This window comes from Pseudodesulfovibrio sediminis, assembly GCF_020886695.1.
Taxonomy (GTDB): domain Bacteria; phylum Desulfobacterota; class Desulfovibrionia; order Desulfovibrionales; family Desulfovibrionaceae; genus Pseudodesulfovibrio; species Pseudodesulfovibrio sediminis.
The window spans coordinates 1587918-1604525 of sequence record NZ_AP024485.1; the positions used below are offsets into that span (position 1 = coordinate 1587918).

A 16608-nucleotide genomic window follows, 5' to 3' on the forward strand; every position below is an offset into this window, starting at 1 on the left:
CCCCTCGCTATACCCTCCTTGCACGCTTTTCCCCTCTCATGTATATGTAATAGATGCTCAACCTCCTATCAACTTTTACAATCCTCGCTTTTTTGCTCATCTCAGGGTCGGCCATGGCGCAGGAAGTCGTCGTTGCCGTGGACCATTTCCCGCCCTGGAAAATCATCGATGAAGAAAAGATCAGCGGGATAGATATCGAGCTTGTCCAAGCCCTGCTCGCAGAGGTTGGAATGACCCCCAAGTTGTTCCCCTGCCCGTGGTCACGCGCCTTGAGCATGATGAAAACAGGGCAAGCCGACATGATCAGCGGGATACTCAAACGCCCTGAGCGCGAAAAAACCATGATCTTCATTGCCCCTCCCTATAAAACCAAATCACGCAAAGCCTTTTACATACGCACAGGCACACGAGACATTGTCAGTTATGAAGACCTGAGCAACCTGACTATCGGGGTGCAACACGACGCCATTTATTTCGACCGATTTGATACGGATCAAAGCCTGAGAAAAGCCCCCGTACATGAGGACAAGCTCAACTTCAAAATGCTCGCCGCAGGTAGAGTGGACACGGTGATCATCACTGAAAGCATCGGAGACTACCTTGTCGCGGACCTTGGCTTGAACTCCCGGATAACCAAGGCGACCTACTGCCACGACAAGGCCGTCCCGGTCTATTTCGCCGTATCGAGAAAGTCCCCGTTGGCCGCTCGGGTCAAGGAACTCTCGGAGGCGGCTCAACGTCTCTCGGAATCGGGAGTATTCGACAGGATCATCGCGGACTATTTCACACAGCTGAAGACAGACCAGCCCCCTTCTCAATAAGGAAACAACTTCGGGACAGACCGACATCGGAGCGTTGACCACTCATCCGATTTCCCGTATTTCCAGTGCCACGGACAGCGTCCGTCACAAGACAACGACACGGAGACCCGCAGGGTCAATCATATACAACGAGGTTTTTTCATGAGCGCCAAGCCTGATACCCCGGAACGGGGCAAAGATTTCATCCGACAGATCATCGATGCTGACAACGCGAGCGGCAAATACAAGGGACGTGTCCAAACCAGGTTTCCCCCGGAACCCAACGGATACCTGCACATAGGCCACGCCAAATCAATCTGCCTGAATTTCGGCGTTGCCAGAGACTATGACGGCATCTGCAAGTTGCGCTTCGACGACACCAACCCGGTCAAGGAGGACGTCGAGTACGTGGACTCCATCCGGGAAGACGTCTCATGGCTCGGTTTCCAGTGGGAAGCCAACCCGTTCGCTTCCGATTATTTCGAAAAGCTCTATTTCATCGCCGAGCTGCTCATCAAGATGGGCAAGGCATATGTGGACCACCAGTCCGCCGACGAAATCCGCGAGAACCGGGGCACGCTCAAGGAACCCGGCATCAACTCTCCCTACCGCGACCGCACCGTGGAAGAGAACCTTACGTTGTTCCGTGCCATGCGCTCCGGCGACCTGGCTGACGGCGAATGCATTCTGCGCGGCAAGATAGACATGGCCGCGCCCAATGTCATGCTCCGTGATCCGGCCCTGTACCGCATCAAGCATGCCGACCATCACCGTACCGGCGACACATGGTGCATCTACCCCATGTACGATTTTGCCCACGGCCTGTCCGATGCCATCGAGGGCGTGACGCACTCCATCTGCACCCTGGAATTCGAAAACAACCGTCCCCTGTACGACTGGTGCGTGGACACCCTCATGGACGGCCTCAAACAGCCTGAACTGTTCGGTGAAAACAGCGCGATCTACGAAGACCTGGCCGCACGACCCGGTCTGAAAGACCGCCCCTGGCAGTACGAATTCGCCCGCCTGAACATCACTGGCACCGTGCTCTCCAAGCGCAAACTCATCCAGTTGGTGCAGGAAGGCCACGTATCGGGCTGGGACGATCCCCGCATGCCCACCATTTCCGGTTTCCGCAGGCGTGGCTTCACCCCGGAATCCATCCGCGACTTCTGCGACCGCATCGGCGTTGCCAAGGCGGATTCAACGGTTGAATACGCCCTGCTTGAGGCGTGCGTCCGCGAAGACCTCAACAAACGCGCTCCCCGCTATATGGGCGTCATGGACCCGGTCAAACTGGTCATCGAGAACTACCCCGAAGATCAGGTGGATGAGTTCGATGTGGCGCTCAGCCCCGAAGATGATTCCTACGGCACCCGCAAAGTGCCGTTTACCAGGGAGCTGTGGATAGAACGCTCCGACTTCATGGAAGATCCGCCCAAGAAATTCTTCCGCATGGGGCCGGGCCGCGAAGTACGACTGCGCGCCGCATATTACGTCTTGTGCACCGGTTACGACACCGACGCAGAGGGCAATGTCACGGAAATCCGCGCCACCTACGACCCTGAAACCAAGGGCGGATGGCTGGAAGGTGGACGCAAGGTCAAAGGAACCATGCACTGGGTCTCTGCCACCCACGGTCTCAAAGCCGAGGTGCGCAACTACACCAGCCTCTTCTCCGTGGATAACCCCGGTGCTCCCGAAGAAGGCAAAACCTTTGTGGACTACGTTGACCCCGACTCACTGGAAGTCCTGCCCGAATGCTACGTTGAACCGGCGCTGGCCGACATGGAGCCGGGCGTGAACTTCCAGTTCGAGCGCACCGGCTATTACTGCTCGGACAACAAGGACCACAAGCCCGGTAAAACCATGGTCTTCAACCGCACCACCACCCTGCGTGACAGCTGGGCCAAGATTCAGAAGAAATTGGAAAAATAGCGTACCGCGCTGACAACTCCATACAAACAATCCCCGGCAGCCTGCAGCTGCCGGGGATTTTCATTTTCGGGAAGAGCCCCTGAAGTCTGAGGCTTCAGCAATGCCGGGGGATACGACCGCTACGCGGCAACCGGCTGCACCCGCTCACGAAGGGCGGCGACCAGTATGTAGACTATCGGAGTATCAAGTGCCGCGATCAGCAACTTCACCAACCATTGACCGAAGATGACCTCTCCCACCGGGAACACGCCATAAAAGGCAACAGTGACAAAGATGGATGAATCTATGAGCTGGGAAACCATGGTGGAAAGATTATTGCGCAGCCACAAAAAACGGCCATTCATGCGGCGTTTCAGCAGATGGAACAGCCAGATGTCATGCTTCTGGCTAACGATATATGCCAGCAGGGACGCGACCACGATGCGCGGCGTGTTCCCCACAACACCGGCGAATGCGTCCTGATTCTGCCAGAAAGACGCGGCAGGCCAATAGACAGCCAGCCACGCAAGAGCGGTGATGAAGATGAGAGTGACAAACCCGCAGGTCACGGCTTCATTTGCCAATTCCTTGCCCCAAACCTCGCTGATGACATCCGAGACAACAAAGGTTAGGGAGTACGCCAGAACCCCGGCGGGAACGGTCAGGCCGAAGATGGTAATGATTTTGCTCGAAATGAGCGCAGCCACAACGAGCCCGCCGATAAACAGGCTGATGAGCAAGGCATATGCCTTGCGTTCCAGATTTTCCATTTTTTCTTCCTTGGATTGAACTGTCCAAATGTGGTGGTACAAACCTGTCGCTTGGGGGAAAAACTGTCCCCGGCGACACCTCAGTTGAGCAGCACTTGCCATCAGCACATGGAAAAGTCAAAATTTCCCTCGATACCCGTGACGCATGAAGGAGCAATCCATGTCAAAGAGCCAAGATAAAACCAGCCACCTGCAAACCCTCGGTGCGGGTGGACAGACCACATACCAGATGGATTCGCCGAATCCCGGCATCCTCGAAGCCTTCCCGAACAACTATCCGGGCAGGCCCTATGTCGTGTCCATCTCCTTTCCAGAATACACCTCGCTCTGCCCCATGACCGGCCAGCCGGATTTCGGAACCATTGCCATGGAATACATCCCCGATCAGAAAATCGTGGAATCCAAGAGCTTCAAGCTCTACATGTTCGCCTACCGCAACCACCAATCCTTCATGGAGACATTGGCCAACAAGATGCTCGATGATTTCGTTGAAGTGCTTGATCCGCTCTGGTGCCGCGTCAAGGGACTCTTCGCACCGCGCGGCGCCACGGACCTGCATGTTTTTGCGGAATACTACAAACAGGATTCCTCCCAATATGAGCAGGTAAAAGGGATAGTGTCCGAGTGGAAACAGGAAGTAGGCAAACACTCCGCCTGAGGCCTCCAGCACGGCACACGAACTAGGTGGATCGTGCCCAAGACGCCAGCAATGCCTGCTCTCCCCCTATGAGCCGAGAGAGGGAGAGCAGGCCTCGTCCAGCCCATGACCCGCTGTCATAAAGCCGAAATCACAGGGCGAATCTCGCTTACATATAAATATAAAGCCGAAAGACGATTTATTCATTTTTTGCGCTTGACACTGATTGCACAATCAATCTATACATTGATCAACAAGTTGATTGCACAATCAATCGATAGCAGAAAGGGAACCGAATCATGTCGAAAAAGGAAGCAATACTCAGAGCCGCCCAGGAGGCCTTTGGCCAGCTGGGGTTCACCGCCGCCACCGTCAAGGACGTGGCCGGTCGCGCTGATGTTTCCTTTGGATTGGTTTCCCATTACTTCGGCAGCAAGCAGGAGCTCTTCCTTGCAGCGGGCTTTGACATGGCGGACAGCCTCATCACCCGACTGACCGAAGCCACGGCAGAACCCGCAGACGGGTTGGAACTCGTCCGCAGGTATATGGTCTCATATTTCGAGTTTACCGAGGAACACCGGAACCGCTTTCCGATCCTCCTCAGGTGCTCCCCTTTCAGCCACATAGAAGTCGGTGTCAACGGCAAGAAAGTGGCCGAAAAATTCAGCATCTTCATTGAAGGGCTGAAACGCTGCGTGACAATTGGCATTGAAGACGGCTCGATCCGCTCCCTCCCGGTGGAGGTGACCGCGTTGATCATCTACGGCAATATTGTCGGTTCGGTTCGCACCAGCCTCCTGACTCCGTATGAGTCCGACGGCATATTTGCGGAGACCATCAACCATGTCATGCGCAGCCTTGAAAACAGCCCTGGCCAGGAAGGCTGATAAAAATCTGGCACAACAACGGCACTGAATAGTTCACTGTCTTTACAAAAGTTATCAAGAGGATTTCAATATGTTCACTAATCTTACTGCCTCCAGAATCATGGAAATCGTTCTCGGCAGCCGCGCATGGCTGACATACATCGATTCCTGGAAGTCCTGGTCCCAGGACTGGAATCGCGATCAAAATTCCTAGAACACCGAACGGATCACCTCCTAAGGCACCAGATTGGACCGCAACCCACACCTGATAGCCTGAAAGATACGATTCGGAACCCGGTTCGCCGGGACCTAAAGGGAGCTGCCATTGGCAGCTCCCCTTTTTTTGTGCACGAATAACCACGATGAAACCCGATCAGTATAGGTTGAGCTGGTTCCAGAGAAAACGCCGCACATCCTCAGCCGTCCACTTGGGAACGTTCTCTCATCTTTTGCCTGCCTCCTGAGCAGCGTGCATCACCATTTTATTGTGTAGCGCGCCACTGTCGCATGCGACATAATCGTCGCATGCGACAACATAAAGTGTCGCATGCGACGCCTTTGCGACAAGATACCGTAATAATACCAAACCAATACACTCGTTATAACCATTAGAATCATTAGATTTAATCCATTACTTTCATCTTTGGCACGCTGGTTGCTCATAGCCAATCTAAATACCAAGGGTGACGACCTCACAGTGACAACAACCAACAAACTCTTGCGGGAGGGCAATGATGTTTGAAAAGAACGTAACCAAAGTGGTTCAGGACTGCATTCTCGACAGCGGCATTCAAGCGAAGCTCGTTGCTGAAAAGATCAACAAGCCGTATTCAACCCTGATGCGCGAGATCAACCCCTTCGACGTCAGCGCCAAACTCGGTGCCGAGACCCTGCTTGAAATTATGAAGGTGACCCATGACATTCGTCCGCTCCAGTACATGGCTTCGGAGATGGGCTTCTCGCTAGATAGTGCAAACGCGTAACTCGCCGCGTTCACGAATTTTTAAGGCCGGATTGGTATCCGGCCTTTTTTTTTGCCCCTTGCCTGCCCGAGGTGTAAGGAAAATGCCACGCGTTCTTGCCAAGATCGGCCGAACACCATATGAACTCAAGAGGTGATACATTCTTTCAAAAAAACGACCGCCACATGACACGAAACCACATGCATGGGCTGATCAGAGCCCACTCCATCAGCCGCCGGGCCTCGCTCGTACAGCTCGGAATCACTGCATTCATCGTGCTCTGCTTTTCCTGCGCCATAATCCTGTTCACGGCATATCGGCTCAATGTGCAATTGGAAGAGCAAACTGACAGAATCTGTGCACTGGCTGAAACCAGCCTAGCCTCTGCTGTCTGGCAGATCGACCAGTCCTCAGCCAGAGACTTTATCGATGCTGTTTTCCGTGACGAAACCGTTGTCTTCGCGCAAGTCACTACCGGGCGTGAGATCATGGCCTCGAAATCCCGGGCACAGTACGCCGGGATGCCGTTCAAGGCATTCACCAGGGAGCATGTTTTCATCACCAAGGATATACCCATCCGTAAAAACGGCGACTGGATCGGCTCATTCAGACTGGTGGTGTCGACCGAAGCCAACAACACCGAAGTATGGATATATTCCTGTGCGATACTTGGCTTTGCACTGTTGCTCATCATGGCCATATCTCAGACAACCATTCGCTTTACGCAAAAAATATTTTTTGCGCCACTGGCAAGATTGGAAGAATCAGCCGCACTCATTGCCGATGGCGATCTGGATGCTCCCATCGACACATCCGCGCCGAATGAGCTGGGGAGTCTGGCCCGGGCCATTGACGATATGCGGGAGTCGGTCCGCCACCTTATCCAGGACCTGCAGGGGGCAAATACAAAGCTCCAGAAATATCAGGATATTCTGGAATCCAGGGTCAGGGAACGCACCGAGGAGCTCAATGCCAAGAACACGTCCCTGAACAACGCACTGGAAGAGGTGCGCAAATCCAAAAAAGCCGCAGACATCGCCAACCTCGCCAAGAGCAGCTTCCTGGCCTCCATGAGCCATGAAATCAGAACCCCCATGAACGCCATCCTGGGCATGGCCGATGTGCTGTGGGAAACCGAGTTGACCGAGGACCAAAAGGAATATGTCGACGTGTTTCGGACAGCTGGCGAAGCACTGCTTGAAATCCTCAACGATGTCCTTGACTTGTCCAAGATAGAAGCGGGCTACATGGAGTTGGAAGGAACATGGTTCTCCCTGAACGAGATACTGGACAAGACCTGCGCTCTCGTAGACGCCCAAGTCTATCAGAAACAGTTGACGCTTTCCTGCGAAGTGTCCAACGGCATTCCAGACAAACTCCACGGAGACCCGGCACGACTCAGGCAAATACTCGTCAACCTCCTCGGCAATGCCGTCAAGTTTACCGAAAAAGGCAGCGTCTCATTGACCGTTGAGAAAATGCCCAACCCCGGAGACGAAGTACTGCTCCAATTTTCCGTGGCCGACACCGGCATGGGCATCCCGGGCCAGAAGCTGACCACCATCTTCGACGCGTTCACGCAGGCCGACAACTCCACCACCCGAAAGTTCGGCGGCACCGGTCTCGGGCTGGCCATCAGCAGAAAGCTGGCCCAACTCATGGGCGGACGTATCTGGGCCGAATCCACTCCCGGCAAAGGGAGCACCTTTCATTTCACGGCCCGATTCAAGGGCGACTCTGAAGCTGCCCCCGTACCGACAGCATTTCCCACCGCCAACAAAGAGCTCCCGCAGCTTCCCACGGCCAACATCCTCATGTTCGAGGATTCCAACTACAACGCCTTTGTCATTCAGACATATCTCAAGGACACTTCCTGTTCGATAACCGTGGTTGAAAACGGACGGGACGGCGTTGAAGCCTTCAAGAACGGCACGTGGGATCTTGTCCTCATGGATATCCAGATGCCCATCATGAACGGCTATGAGGCCACCCGGACCATACGGGAATGGGAACAGAAAAACGGCGTTGCACAGGTCCCCATCATTGCCATGACAGCATACACCTTAAACGAAGAAGCCAAGCAATGTCTTTCGGCAGGAGCCAATCACCATCTGCCCAAGCCGGTGAAAAAAAGCGCGCTTTTTGACGCTATTCGCAGGTTTGCAGGCACGACACCTTCAAGTGAGGAGTAGAATCATGTCTGACATCAATCTGATTTGGTGCCATGGCTCTCTGGGAGAACCCTGGGGAACCAAGAGCAAGGCCCTGGCTGAAACATCGGCTCAGTTGGGTCTGACCATGGAAGCCCCGGACTTTCGGGAAACCGAGGACCCTGATCTGCGTGTGCAATGGCTGCTGGACCTGCTTGAAGAAAAAACCGGCCCCACCATCCTTGCCGGCTCAAGCATGGGCGGATACGTTGCCACGGCAGCAGCCAAGCATGCGAATGTGCTGGGCTTGTTCCTGCTGGCTCCGGCCTTCTATTTCCCCGGCTACGACATACACGTCTTCACGAAGCTGCCGCCCGTCATCACCGTGGTCCATGGTTGGGATGACGATGTCGTGCCTGTTGAACACGCAATCCGCTTTGCCAAAGGGCACAAGGCGGACCTGCACATTTTTGATGATAACCACCGCCTGCAAAACAGCACCGGTACATTGTGTACCCTCTTCTCAAGCTTCCTGACTTCGATCACTGCATAAGGCGCTAAACATGACGAAACGTCCACTCGGGTTTACGGCATTCCTGCTCTTTCTCATCGCGCTCACCGTTGGCACACTCCCGGCCCAGGCCGCAGAAAGGGACAAGGCGCGGATTGTGCTGCAATGGCTGCCACAGGCCCAGTTCAGTGGATTTTACATGGCGCAGGACAAGGGGTTCTACGCAGAGGCAGGCATCGACCTGACCATTATCTCCGGCGGGCCGGACGTCATGGCCAGTGACTATCTCAAGGAAGGCAAGGCGGAATTCGCCACCATGTTTCTGACAACCGGATTGCAGAAGCATGAGACCATGCCCATAGTCAACATAGGGCAGTTCGTTCAGCGTTCCGCCCTCATGCTCATTGCCAAGAAGTCTTCCGGCATCACATCGTTTGCGGACCTGGATGGCCGGAAAGTCGGCCTGTGGGCCAATGAATTCGAAATACAGCCCCGGGCCTTTTTCCATCAGAAAAACATGAACGTTACTGTCGTACCCCAGACGTCCTCGCTGGATCTCTTCCTGCGAGGGGGCGTGGATGCCGCCTCAGGCATGTGGTACAACGAGTACCATACGCTATACTCATATGGTCTGGACGAAGACGAGCTGGTCCCGCTCTTTTTCAGCGACGTGGGCCTCAACTTTCCCGAGGACGGCATCTACTGTCTGCAAAAAACGGTCACCACCGATCCATCCCTGTGCAGACGACTGGTCGAGGCAACGGTTCGCGGCTGGAAATATGCTTTCGCCCACAAGGAGGAAGCGCTCCAGAGCGTCATGCGCCGTATGCGTGAAGCCAACGTCCCCACAAACACCCCCCATCAACGATGGATGCTCGCCAGAATGGAGGACATCATCGCCCCTGCCAACGACTCAACCATGGGCATGTTGCGCTGGGTTGACTATGACAGGGTTCGCAAGACCCTCCTCAAGGAAGGTTTTCTGAAAGAAGGCCCGCCCTTCGGCGATTTCTACAAGGGAAAAATTCGATGAAACAGCGCCGCCCCATAGCATTCAAGCTCACCCTCTCCATCCTGTGTTGCGCCTTCATCATCGTGGCCGCCATTGTCGGGTATAACTACACCTACTCGAAACAGGCCCTGCTCAAGCAGACTGAAGAGAACTCCCGACTCCTGGCCCAATCCACAACGGCCCGCATTGACGCCTTCCTCGCCAGCGTTCAACAAGTTGCCGAACACATGGCCATCTCACTTGCAGATGAATCCATGCCCGAAAAAGACCTTCTGGCCCTCAGTCGAAATATCCTGGCCCACAATCCCGAGGTGTATGGCATTGCCGTGGCCTTTGAGCCTAAAACCATAAAGCCGGAACAACGCTATTACGCGCCCTACCATTTCAGGTCCAACGGGCGCATCGCGCAGACCATGCTCGGCGATGCAAACTACCGGTATTTCTACATGGATTGGTACCAAATCCCCAAGGAGATGGGCACCCCCATCTGGACCGAACCCTATTTTGACGAAGGTGGCGGCGGTGTTGTCATGGCAACCTATGCCGTCCCCTTTTACCGAAACGTCGATGGAAAAACGATCTTTGCCGGTGTTGTCACGGCAGACATCTCTCTGGAACGACTCAGGGAGATGGTCTCCGGCATCCGCATCTTTGACAGCGGCTTTGCCTTCCTGCTCTCGCACCATGGCACATTCATCTCCCACCCCGACAAGTCGATGATCATGAACCAGACCATCTTCTCCCTGGCCGAAGAACGCGGCTCCAGCCGCATGCGGGAACTCGGCAAGCAAATGCTAAATGGCGAATCGGCTTTTATTTCAATCGGTTCCAGCTACTCAGGAGAAGATTCGTTCCTCTTCAGCAAGGGGCTCGAACACGGCGGCTGGGCCATCGGCATCCTGTTTCCCAAAGGCGAGATGCTGGCCGAAATGGAGCAACTGTCCAAGGTCATGACCCTTATCGGACTGGCCGGATTCTTCATCCTGGCCCTGGTGACCATAGCCATAGCCCGTCGCATCACCCACCCCCTGCGCAACCTCTCTGCCTCGGCGCGTGTGATCGCCTCCGGGAATCTCGACACCACGCTGCCGGAGACCAGCAACGACGAAGTGGGTGATCTGGCGGCGTCCCTCGAATACATGAAAGGCTCCCTCAAGGAGTATATCGCCAATCTGACCGACACCACAGCGGCCAAGGAGCGTATCGAATCCGAACTGCGCATTGCCCGCGACATTCAAATGGGCATCCTGCCCAAGCTCTTCCCAGCCTTCCCGGAACGCAAGGAATTCGAAGTCTTTGCCTCCATTGAACCGGCAAAGGAAGTGGGCGGAGACCTCTACGATTTCTTTTTTATTGACGACGATCATTTCTGTTTTCTGGTGGGTGATGTCTCGGGCAAAGGGGTGCCTGCGGCCTTCTTCATGGCCGTGACCAAGACCCTGCTCAAGGTCGTGGCCGAAAAGGGGCTCGATCCCGGCGAAGTCCTGACCAAGGTCAACGCGGACCTCGCCGCAGACAACGAGTCCTGCATGTTCGTCACGCTTTTCCTGGCGATCATGAACATCCATACGGGCGAGACCCGCTTTGCCAATGCCGGGCACAACCCGCCCATCTACATGCCTTCCGGCAAGAAACCGGAATGGATACCGCCTTTTGGCGAGCCAGTGGCCGGCATCATGGACACCATGGAATATTCCACCAAGACCATGACCATGCACCCCGGCGACATCATGTTCATCTATACTGACGGCGTCACCGAAGCCATGGACCCGGATAAACACATCTACTCGGATGATCGACTCATGAACCTTTTGGAATCCATGGACACCCCCACCGCTCCCAAGGTGGTCGGTGACATCGCAGAGTCCATCACGGTCTTTGCCAAGGGCGCCGAACAGTCAGACGACATCACCATGCTCGCCATGCAATTCATGGGAAATACAAAGAAGTGAGCTGATTCCGTCCGATTTCAATCAAAAAAAGTGCCTCAAGAGAAATTGTTATAAATTGTTAAATTTATAGTATAAAATAAAAAGACTCAGCATTCGGACCAGCGTTTTTTGTACAAACTTGCTATTTTCGTTGACGCAAAAAACCAAAATGGAGTAACTTCCAGCATAAGGCAGAAAATTCTACTTTATGGGGGGAACCATGTTCGAGAAGAATCTGACAAAAAAAATGCAAGATGTCGTTTTAGAAGGGCGTATTCCGGCCAAAGAAGTCTCACGATCGATCAAGAAGCCGTATTCAACGCTGCTTCGTGAATTGAATCCGTTTGATTCGCATGCAAAGCTCGGTGCCGAGACCATGTTCGAGATTTGCCGTGTGACGCACAACGTCGCCATTCTCGAGTTCATGGCCCATGAAATGGGCTACACCCTCATGCCGGTAGAAGGCGCGAAGCCCAAAAAAAACAAGACGAAAACCACCAAACTTCAGCTCGCACAAACCGCTACCATGTAGCGCCGAATGCTGATATCGTCGACAGGACGGAGTGTGGGCAACCATGCTCCGATTTTGGGTTGTATGAAATCCTGCATATCGTGCCCTTTCATTTTGACTTCCTGCAACGATTGGTTTCTACTATCCTGATAATTCAACGTTCCCAAGGAGGAAGGGTATGTCCCAAGACACATTCAAAAAAGCTCTCGCCGTCGGTCGTCCGCCGAACGTCGTTCAAAACTTCCCCGGCTCCCAGGCCCTGCTGGTCAGCGGCAAGGTCATTGACCGCGCCATGACCGCCAAAGGCGGTGCCATGACCATCGCTGCCAACGGCCGTAATATTTTCATTATAGAAGGCGCCCTCAAGGCCGCCCAGCGCGCCAACGCAGCGATCATCATCGAAATCGCCCGGTCGGAAGCCACATACTGTCCGACAACGCTGTGGAACATCGCCCGCAGGATTGACTACCTCTGCAACAAGCTCGGCATCACCATTCCGGTAGCCGTTCATGCAGACCATTATTTCATGAAAAAATGGGATGACGTGGCCGTTGCCAAAGCGGAAATCCCTTCCCTGTTCGAAACAGGCGTGACCTCCATCGCCATCGACGCATCACACATGACCGACGATCTCAACCTGCTCGCCAACATCGAAGTCTCTCCATCCATCCCTTCCTGGGCTGGCTACGAGACCGAAATCGGCGAGATCAAAGGCGCGTTCGGTCTGTCCAGCCCGTTGGAAGCCAAGTTCCTGTGCCAGGGACTCAACGCCCACGGCCTGTGCCCGGACTGGATCGCCCTGAACAACGGCACCACCCACGGCATCGAAGCATCAGGCGAAGGCATCCAGGTGGAACTGACCGCTGATATTCACAAGGCTCTGGAACCCTACGGCACCTCCGGCGCACAGCACGGCACCTCTGGCAACGACTCCGACCGTCTGCGCGCCATCGCCGCACAGACCGCCACCACCAAGGCCAACGTGGCCACTGCGCTGCAAATGATCGGTTGGGGCGTGAAGGTCAACGACTTCGGCAACGCCATCATGGACGGCGATCACTTCGCCAAGGTCCCGGGTGAAGGCGTGGACGACGCGCTGTGGGACGAAATGGTCGCTTACGCCGATGCCAACAACATCAAGGGCGGCGACTACAAGAAGCTCAACCTGGTCTTCGAACGCCGCTGGCAGGGACAATCCCAGGCCGTGCAACAGCGCATGGCCCAGGGTGTGGAAGAATTCGTCTACGACCTGCTGGTCAACGTGTTCAACGCCCAGGACACCGCTCCCATCGCCTACGACCTCATCCTCGAAGCCGGTTCCTACGATCTCGGCCTCAAGAAGGAAAAGTTCGAGGACGCTGCCGAGTGGACCGAAGAAAAAATCAAAGCCATGGCCGCCGAGATCGACACGGACAAGGGGCCAGCCGGCGACTTTGACGATTAGAGGCGGCTTGCGATAGCGGCGCATCTGCACATTTTTCGGGCACTCTTCAATCCTCACCGTAGCTAGGCTACGCCTCCGGTTGAAGAGCACCCGAGAAAATGCACAGCTACACCACTCTCACAAGCCTCACGGCTCGTATTGGAAAAATTAAGAAAGCCCCCTGCCTAACGGCAGGGGGCTTTCTTATATATTTGTAAGTCCGGCATCCTTTTGCATAGGGCAAATTAGATAAATCATTATATTATGAACCTACTGCTGATAGTCAGATCGTTACTGCCTAGTCTGGGCATACGGCTTGGTTTGGGATATAGAGTGGACATCGACCACGCCACCAAAAAGGAGAAGCCGTTGAACGTTGATAATATTATTGAAGGACTCATCATCGGGCTTGGCCTTGCAGTCATTCTTTGCCTGTTTAGAGCGGTCCGAATTGTTTTGATTGCAGTTGTCAAAAGTCCATACACTCTCGTCTGTTGGTTGAAGGGTAGAGCCATTGAATGGGAGTATGGAGAATTTGACCCCACACTTGGTAAATATCCCAACAAACGGAAAGCCGGATGGTTTAAGCGACACGGTATCTACATCAAAAAGTGATTTCATCTTTCACCCACTTCTTTTGAAATCTACGTTTACGCTGCCATCGGAATTGACAATTCATCCGGCAGAGGAGCATGTGTAATTGAAATCCAATATCTAATTAGTATGACGCGAATGGAGACAGCATGTTCGATGAGAATAAAAGCACCGACCCAAAGAAGGAAAAGATTGAATCCTCGATAGAGCATATGAAGGAAAATCCCTTCATAACTCTCCCGCTTCAGGCGTACAAAACACGTCGAAACATGCTTCTTGTCGCAAGCATTTGTCTCTTTCAAGCTTGCTATGGGCAACTCGGTGGCATGTTTACCGTATTTGGCAACACTCTGACTTTCCCCAAAATCCATTTTAACTTTCTTTTGATCTGCATAAGTGCTTATTTTATTAGTTACTTTGTCATGCTGTGCTGGCCTGCCAAAATGGAATGGCAATTGCGATGCACAGGAATCTCTTCCATGTTTTGGGATGACACCCCGAAAAAGATTACAGCTTACCAGGTGATAGATAGTATTAGAGAGAGCGGGAAACCTGAAGAAAAGGCACTGCAAGAGCTTCTGGATCGGCTCGCTGCTTTTGAAGCAACCTTTTGGGACCATCAAAAAGCTTGTTGGCGTAGTTTCCACATTTGGGAGTTTGGAGGCCCTTTGCTTCTGAGCCTCTCTGGCACTCTGGGGCTGCTTGGTCGAATTGTATTCGATCTCTTTTTGCGGTGTCCGGCAGTTCGTTAAATTCATTGGAGTCTACCTACTATCAATAGTACGCACCAATCCAGCCAACAAAAAAAAGACCCCGCCGAAAATCGGCGAGGCCTATATATTTCTTTCTAGCCGTGAGGCTTGTGAGAGTGGTGTAGCTGTGCATTTTCTCGGGTGCTCTTCAACCGGAGGCGTAGCCTAGCTACGGTGAGGATTGAAGAGTACCCGCTATACCTGAGGCATAAGATCTTGTACGGCTCGAAGACTCGCCTACAATTCACTTAAAATGTGCAGATGCGCCGCTATCGCAAGCCGCCGCTAAACATTAAACAGGAAGTGGACTACATCGCCATCCTTCATGACGTAGTCCTTGCCTTCGACTTTGAGGACGCCCTCGGAACGGCATTTGGATTCTGAGCCGAACTTCACGTAATTATCGTAGCTGATGACCTCGGCGCGAATGAAACCGCGCTCGAAATCGGTGTGAATGACACCGGCTGCCTGCGGGGCCTTGTCGCCGTCGTGGATGGTCCAGGCGCGGACTTCCTTCACACCGGCAGTGAAATAGCTGATCAGGCCCAGCGAGTGGAAGCCGGTACGGATGATCTGATGCAGGCCGGATTCCTCAATGCCGTAGGATTCGAGAAATTCCTTTTGCTCTTCCTCGTCGAGACCGACCAGTTCTTCTTCCATCTTGGCGGAAATCTTGACGAACTCGGCGCCACGTTCAGCGGCCAGCGCCTTGACTGACGCCACATACTCGTTGTCTTCGGCCACACCGTCTTCATCGACATTGGCGCAATAGATGACGTTCTTGGCCGTGATCAGATGCAGCTCGGCAAGCAGGTCACCAAGCGCCTTGTGCTCACCGGGGAACGTGCTGGCAGGCTGCCCTTCGTTCATGTGGGCGATGAGTTGCTTGGCCACCTCGATCTTCGGAGCCAGGGTCTTGTCGCCCTTGAGTTGCTTTTCCATGCGCTCCAAACGATTGTCCAGAACCTGAACATCAGCGAGGATCAGTTCGGTTTCGATCACCTCGATGTCGCGGATCGGGTCCACCGAGTTGGACACGTGGATGACGTCGTCATCATCAAAGCAACGGACCACGTGCAGAATAGCCTGTGTCTCACGGATATTGCCCAGAAATTTATTGCCAAGTCCTTCGCCCTTGCTGGCACCGGCCACCAGACCGGCGATATCCACGAAATCGACCGTGGAACTCTGCACCCGTTGGGGTTTGACCAGATCGGACAACACTTCAAGGCGGCTGTCCGGCACCGGCACCACAGCCTTGTTCGGCTCAATGGTACAGAATGCATAGTTGGCACTCTCGGCGTTTTGCGCCTTGGTGAGTGCATTGAACAAAGTGGATTTGCCGACATTGGGCAGGCCGACGATACCTATACTGAGTGACATGGCAGCTCCTGAAAAAAAATGAATTGCCGGAAAAGAACGTCTCCAGCGCGAGCACTCACTACATCTCTTCCCGGAATCATGCAAGCTTCTCCCGCTCGCACTCAAAATTCACCCCGAAAAGGCGTGTAGTCAGGGCCAACCACCATCCGCGCAAGGTGTGGCACAACCAGTCCGACCCAGCCTATGATGCCATTGATAGAGACAGCACTGGCAGTGATGACAGTCACGGCCACCACCACGCCTAGACGTAATCTGCCAGCCTCCACGCCCAATGCCCGGGCCTCTTCATCGCGCCCCTCTCCGCCGGTAATGCAACGCATATCAGATCAAAAAAAATGAGGAAGAAAAGGCTGTTAGTGGACCTTTTCTCCCTCATCGAACTGTCCCGA

General features: G+C 53.9%; 17 protein-coding genes. 14 read left to right on the forward strand and 3 right to left on the reverse strand.

Annotated features, from left to right (window positions below):
* Positions 1-113: 113 nt before the first annotated feature.
* Positions 114-821 carry a substrate-binding periplasmic protein gene (locus SRBAKS_RS07635; protein ID WP_229595769.1) on the forward strand — a complete coding sequence of 236 codons (708 nt, stop codon included), beginning with the start codon at positions 114-116 and terminating at the stop codon, positions 819-821.
* Between the two features lie 141 nt (positions 822-962).
* Entirely contained in the window at positions 963-2738 is a 1776-nt protein-coding gene (locus tag SRBAKS_RS07640; RefSeq protein WP_229595771.1) for a glutamine--tRNA ligase/YqeY domain fusion protein, read from the forward strand.
* Between the two features lie 119 nt (positions 2739-2857).
* On the opposite strand, the gene SRBAKS_RS07645 is transcribed toward SRBAKS_RS07640, so the two are convergent.
* Positions 2858-3487, reverse strand: coding sequence for a queuosine precursor transporter (locus tag SRBAKS_RS07645; RefSeq protein ID WP_229595773.1), 630 nt, complete (start codon positions 3485-3487; stop codon positions 2858-2860).
* 160 nt (positions 3488-3647) lie between these two features.
* Between SRBAKS_RS07645 and queF the strand changes: the two genes are divergently transcribed.
* The 12 genes from queF (at position 3648) to SRBAKS_RS07700 (ending at position 14836) form a co-directional block, all read left to right on the forward strand.
* The gene (queF, locus tag SRBAKS_RS07650; protein WP_229595775.1) at positions 3648-4145 is read left to right on the forward strand and encodes a preQ(1) synthase; all 498 of its coding nucleotides are present in this window, start codon (positions 3648-3650) and stop codon (positions 4143-4145) included.
* 278 nt (positions 4146-4423) lie between these two features.
* Positions 4424-5011 carry a TetR/AcrR family transcriptional regulator gene (locus SRBAKS_RS07655; RefSeq protein WP_229595777.1) on the forward strand — a complete coding sequence of 196 codons (588 nt, stop codon included), beginning with the start codon at positions 4424-4426 and terminating at the stop codon, positions 5009-5011.
* Between the two features lie 70 nt (positions 5012-5081).
* Positions 5082-5204 carry a hypothetical protein gene (locus tag SRBAKS_RS17840; RefSeq protein ID WP_283816541.1) on the forward strand — a complete coding sequence of 41 codons (123 nt, stop codon included), beginning with the start codon at positions 5082-5084 and terminating at the stop codon, positions 5202-5204.
* 520 nt (positions 5205-5724) lie between these two features.
* Entirely contained in the window at positions 5725-5973 is a 249-nt protein-coding gene (locus SRBAKS_RS07660; protein WP_430709111.1) for a phage regulatory CII family protein, read from the forward strand.
* A 164-nt stretch (positions 5974-6137) separates the two neighbouring features.
* Positions 6138-8144, forward strand: a complete 2007-nt coding sequence (locus tag SRBAKS_RS07665; RefSeq protein ID WP_229595784.1) for an ATP-binding protein — start codon at positions 6138-6140, stop codon at positions 8142-8144.
* A 4-nt stretch (positions 8145-8148) separates the two neighbouring features.
* On the forward strand, positions 8149-8655 hold the full coding sequence (locus tag SRBAKS_RS07670) for an alpha/beta hydrolase (protein ID WP_229595785.1): 507 nt from the start codon (positions 8149-8151) through the stop codon (positions 8653-8655).
* A gap of 10 nt (positions 8656-8665) precedes the next feature.
* A complete protein-coding gene (locus SRBAKS_RS07675; RefSeq protein WP_229595787.1) occupies positions 8666-9646 on the forward strand; it encodes an ABC transporter substrate-binding protein in 981 nt (326 codons plus the stop codon).
* Positions 9643-11577: a SpoIIE family protein phosphatase gene (locus SRBAKS_RS07680; RefSeq protein ID WP_229595789.1), complete on the forward strand. Its 1935-nt coding sequence runs from the start codon at positions 9643-9645 to the stop codon at positions 11575-11577. The genes SRBAKS_RS07675 and SRBAKS_RS07680 overlap by 4 nt, the downstream gene beginning before the upstream one ends.
* Before the next feature lie 199 nt (positions 11578-11776).
* Positions 11777-12088: a phage regulatory CII family protein gene (locus SRBAKS_RS07685; RefSeq protein WP_229595793.1), complete on the forward strand. Its 312-nt coding sequence runs from the start codon at positions 11777-11779 to the stop codon at positions 12086-12088.
* 157 nt (positions 12089-12245) lie between these two features.
* On the forward strand, positions 12246-13511 hold the full coding sequence (locus SRBAKS_RS07690; protein ID WP_229595795.1) for a class II fructose-bisphosphate aldolase: 1266 nt from the start codon (positions 12246-12248) through the stop codon (positions 13509-13511).
* A 312-nt stretch (positions 13512-13823) separates the two neighbouring features.
* Positions 13824-14105 carry a hypothetical protein gene (locus tag SRBAKS_RS07695; RefSeq protein ID WP_229595797.1) on the forward strand — a complete coding sequence of 94 codons (282 nt, stop codon included), beginning with the start codon at positions 13824-13826 and terminating at the stop codon, positions 14103-14105.
* 128 nt (positions 14106-14233) lie between these two features.
* On the forward strand, positions 14234-14836 hold the full coding sequence (locus SRBAKS_RS07700) for a hypothetical protein (protein ID WP_229595799.1): 603 nt from the start codon (positions 14234-14236) through the stop codon (positions 14834-14836).
* Between the two features lie 285 nt (positions 14837-15121).
* On the opposite strand, the gene ychF is transcribed toward SRBAKS_RS07700, so the two are convergent.
* Entirely contained in the window at positions 15122-16219 is a 1098-nt protein-coding gene (gene ychF / locus SRBAKS_RS07705) for a redox-regulated ATPase YchF (protein WP_229595805.1), read from the reverse strand.
* Positions 16220-16320: 101 nt separating this feature from the next.
* Positions 16321-16539, reverse strand: coding sequence for an iron chelate uptake ABC transporter family permease subunit (locus SRBAKS_RS07710; RefSeq protein ID WP_229595806.1), 219 nt, complete (start codon positions 16537-16539; stop codon positions 16321-16323).
* Positions 16540-16608 lie beyond the last annotated feature (69 nt).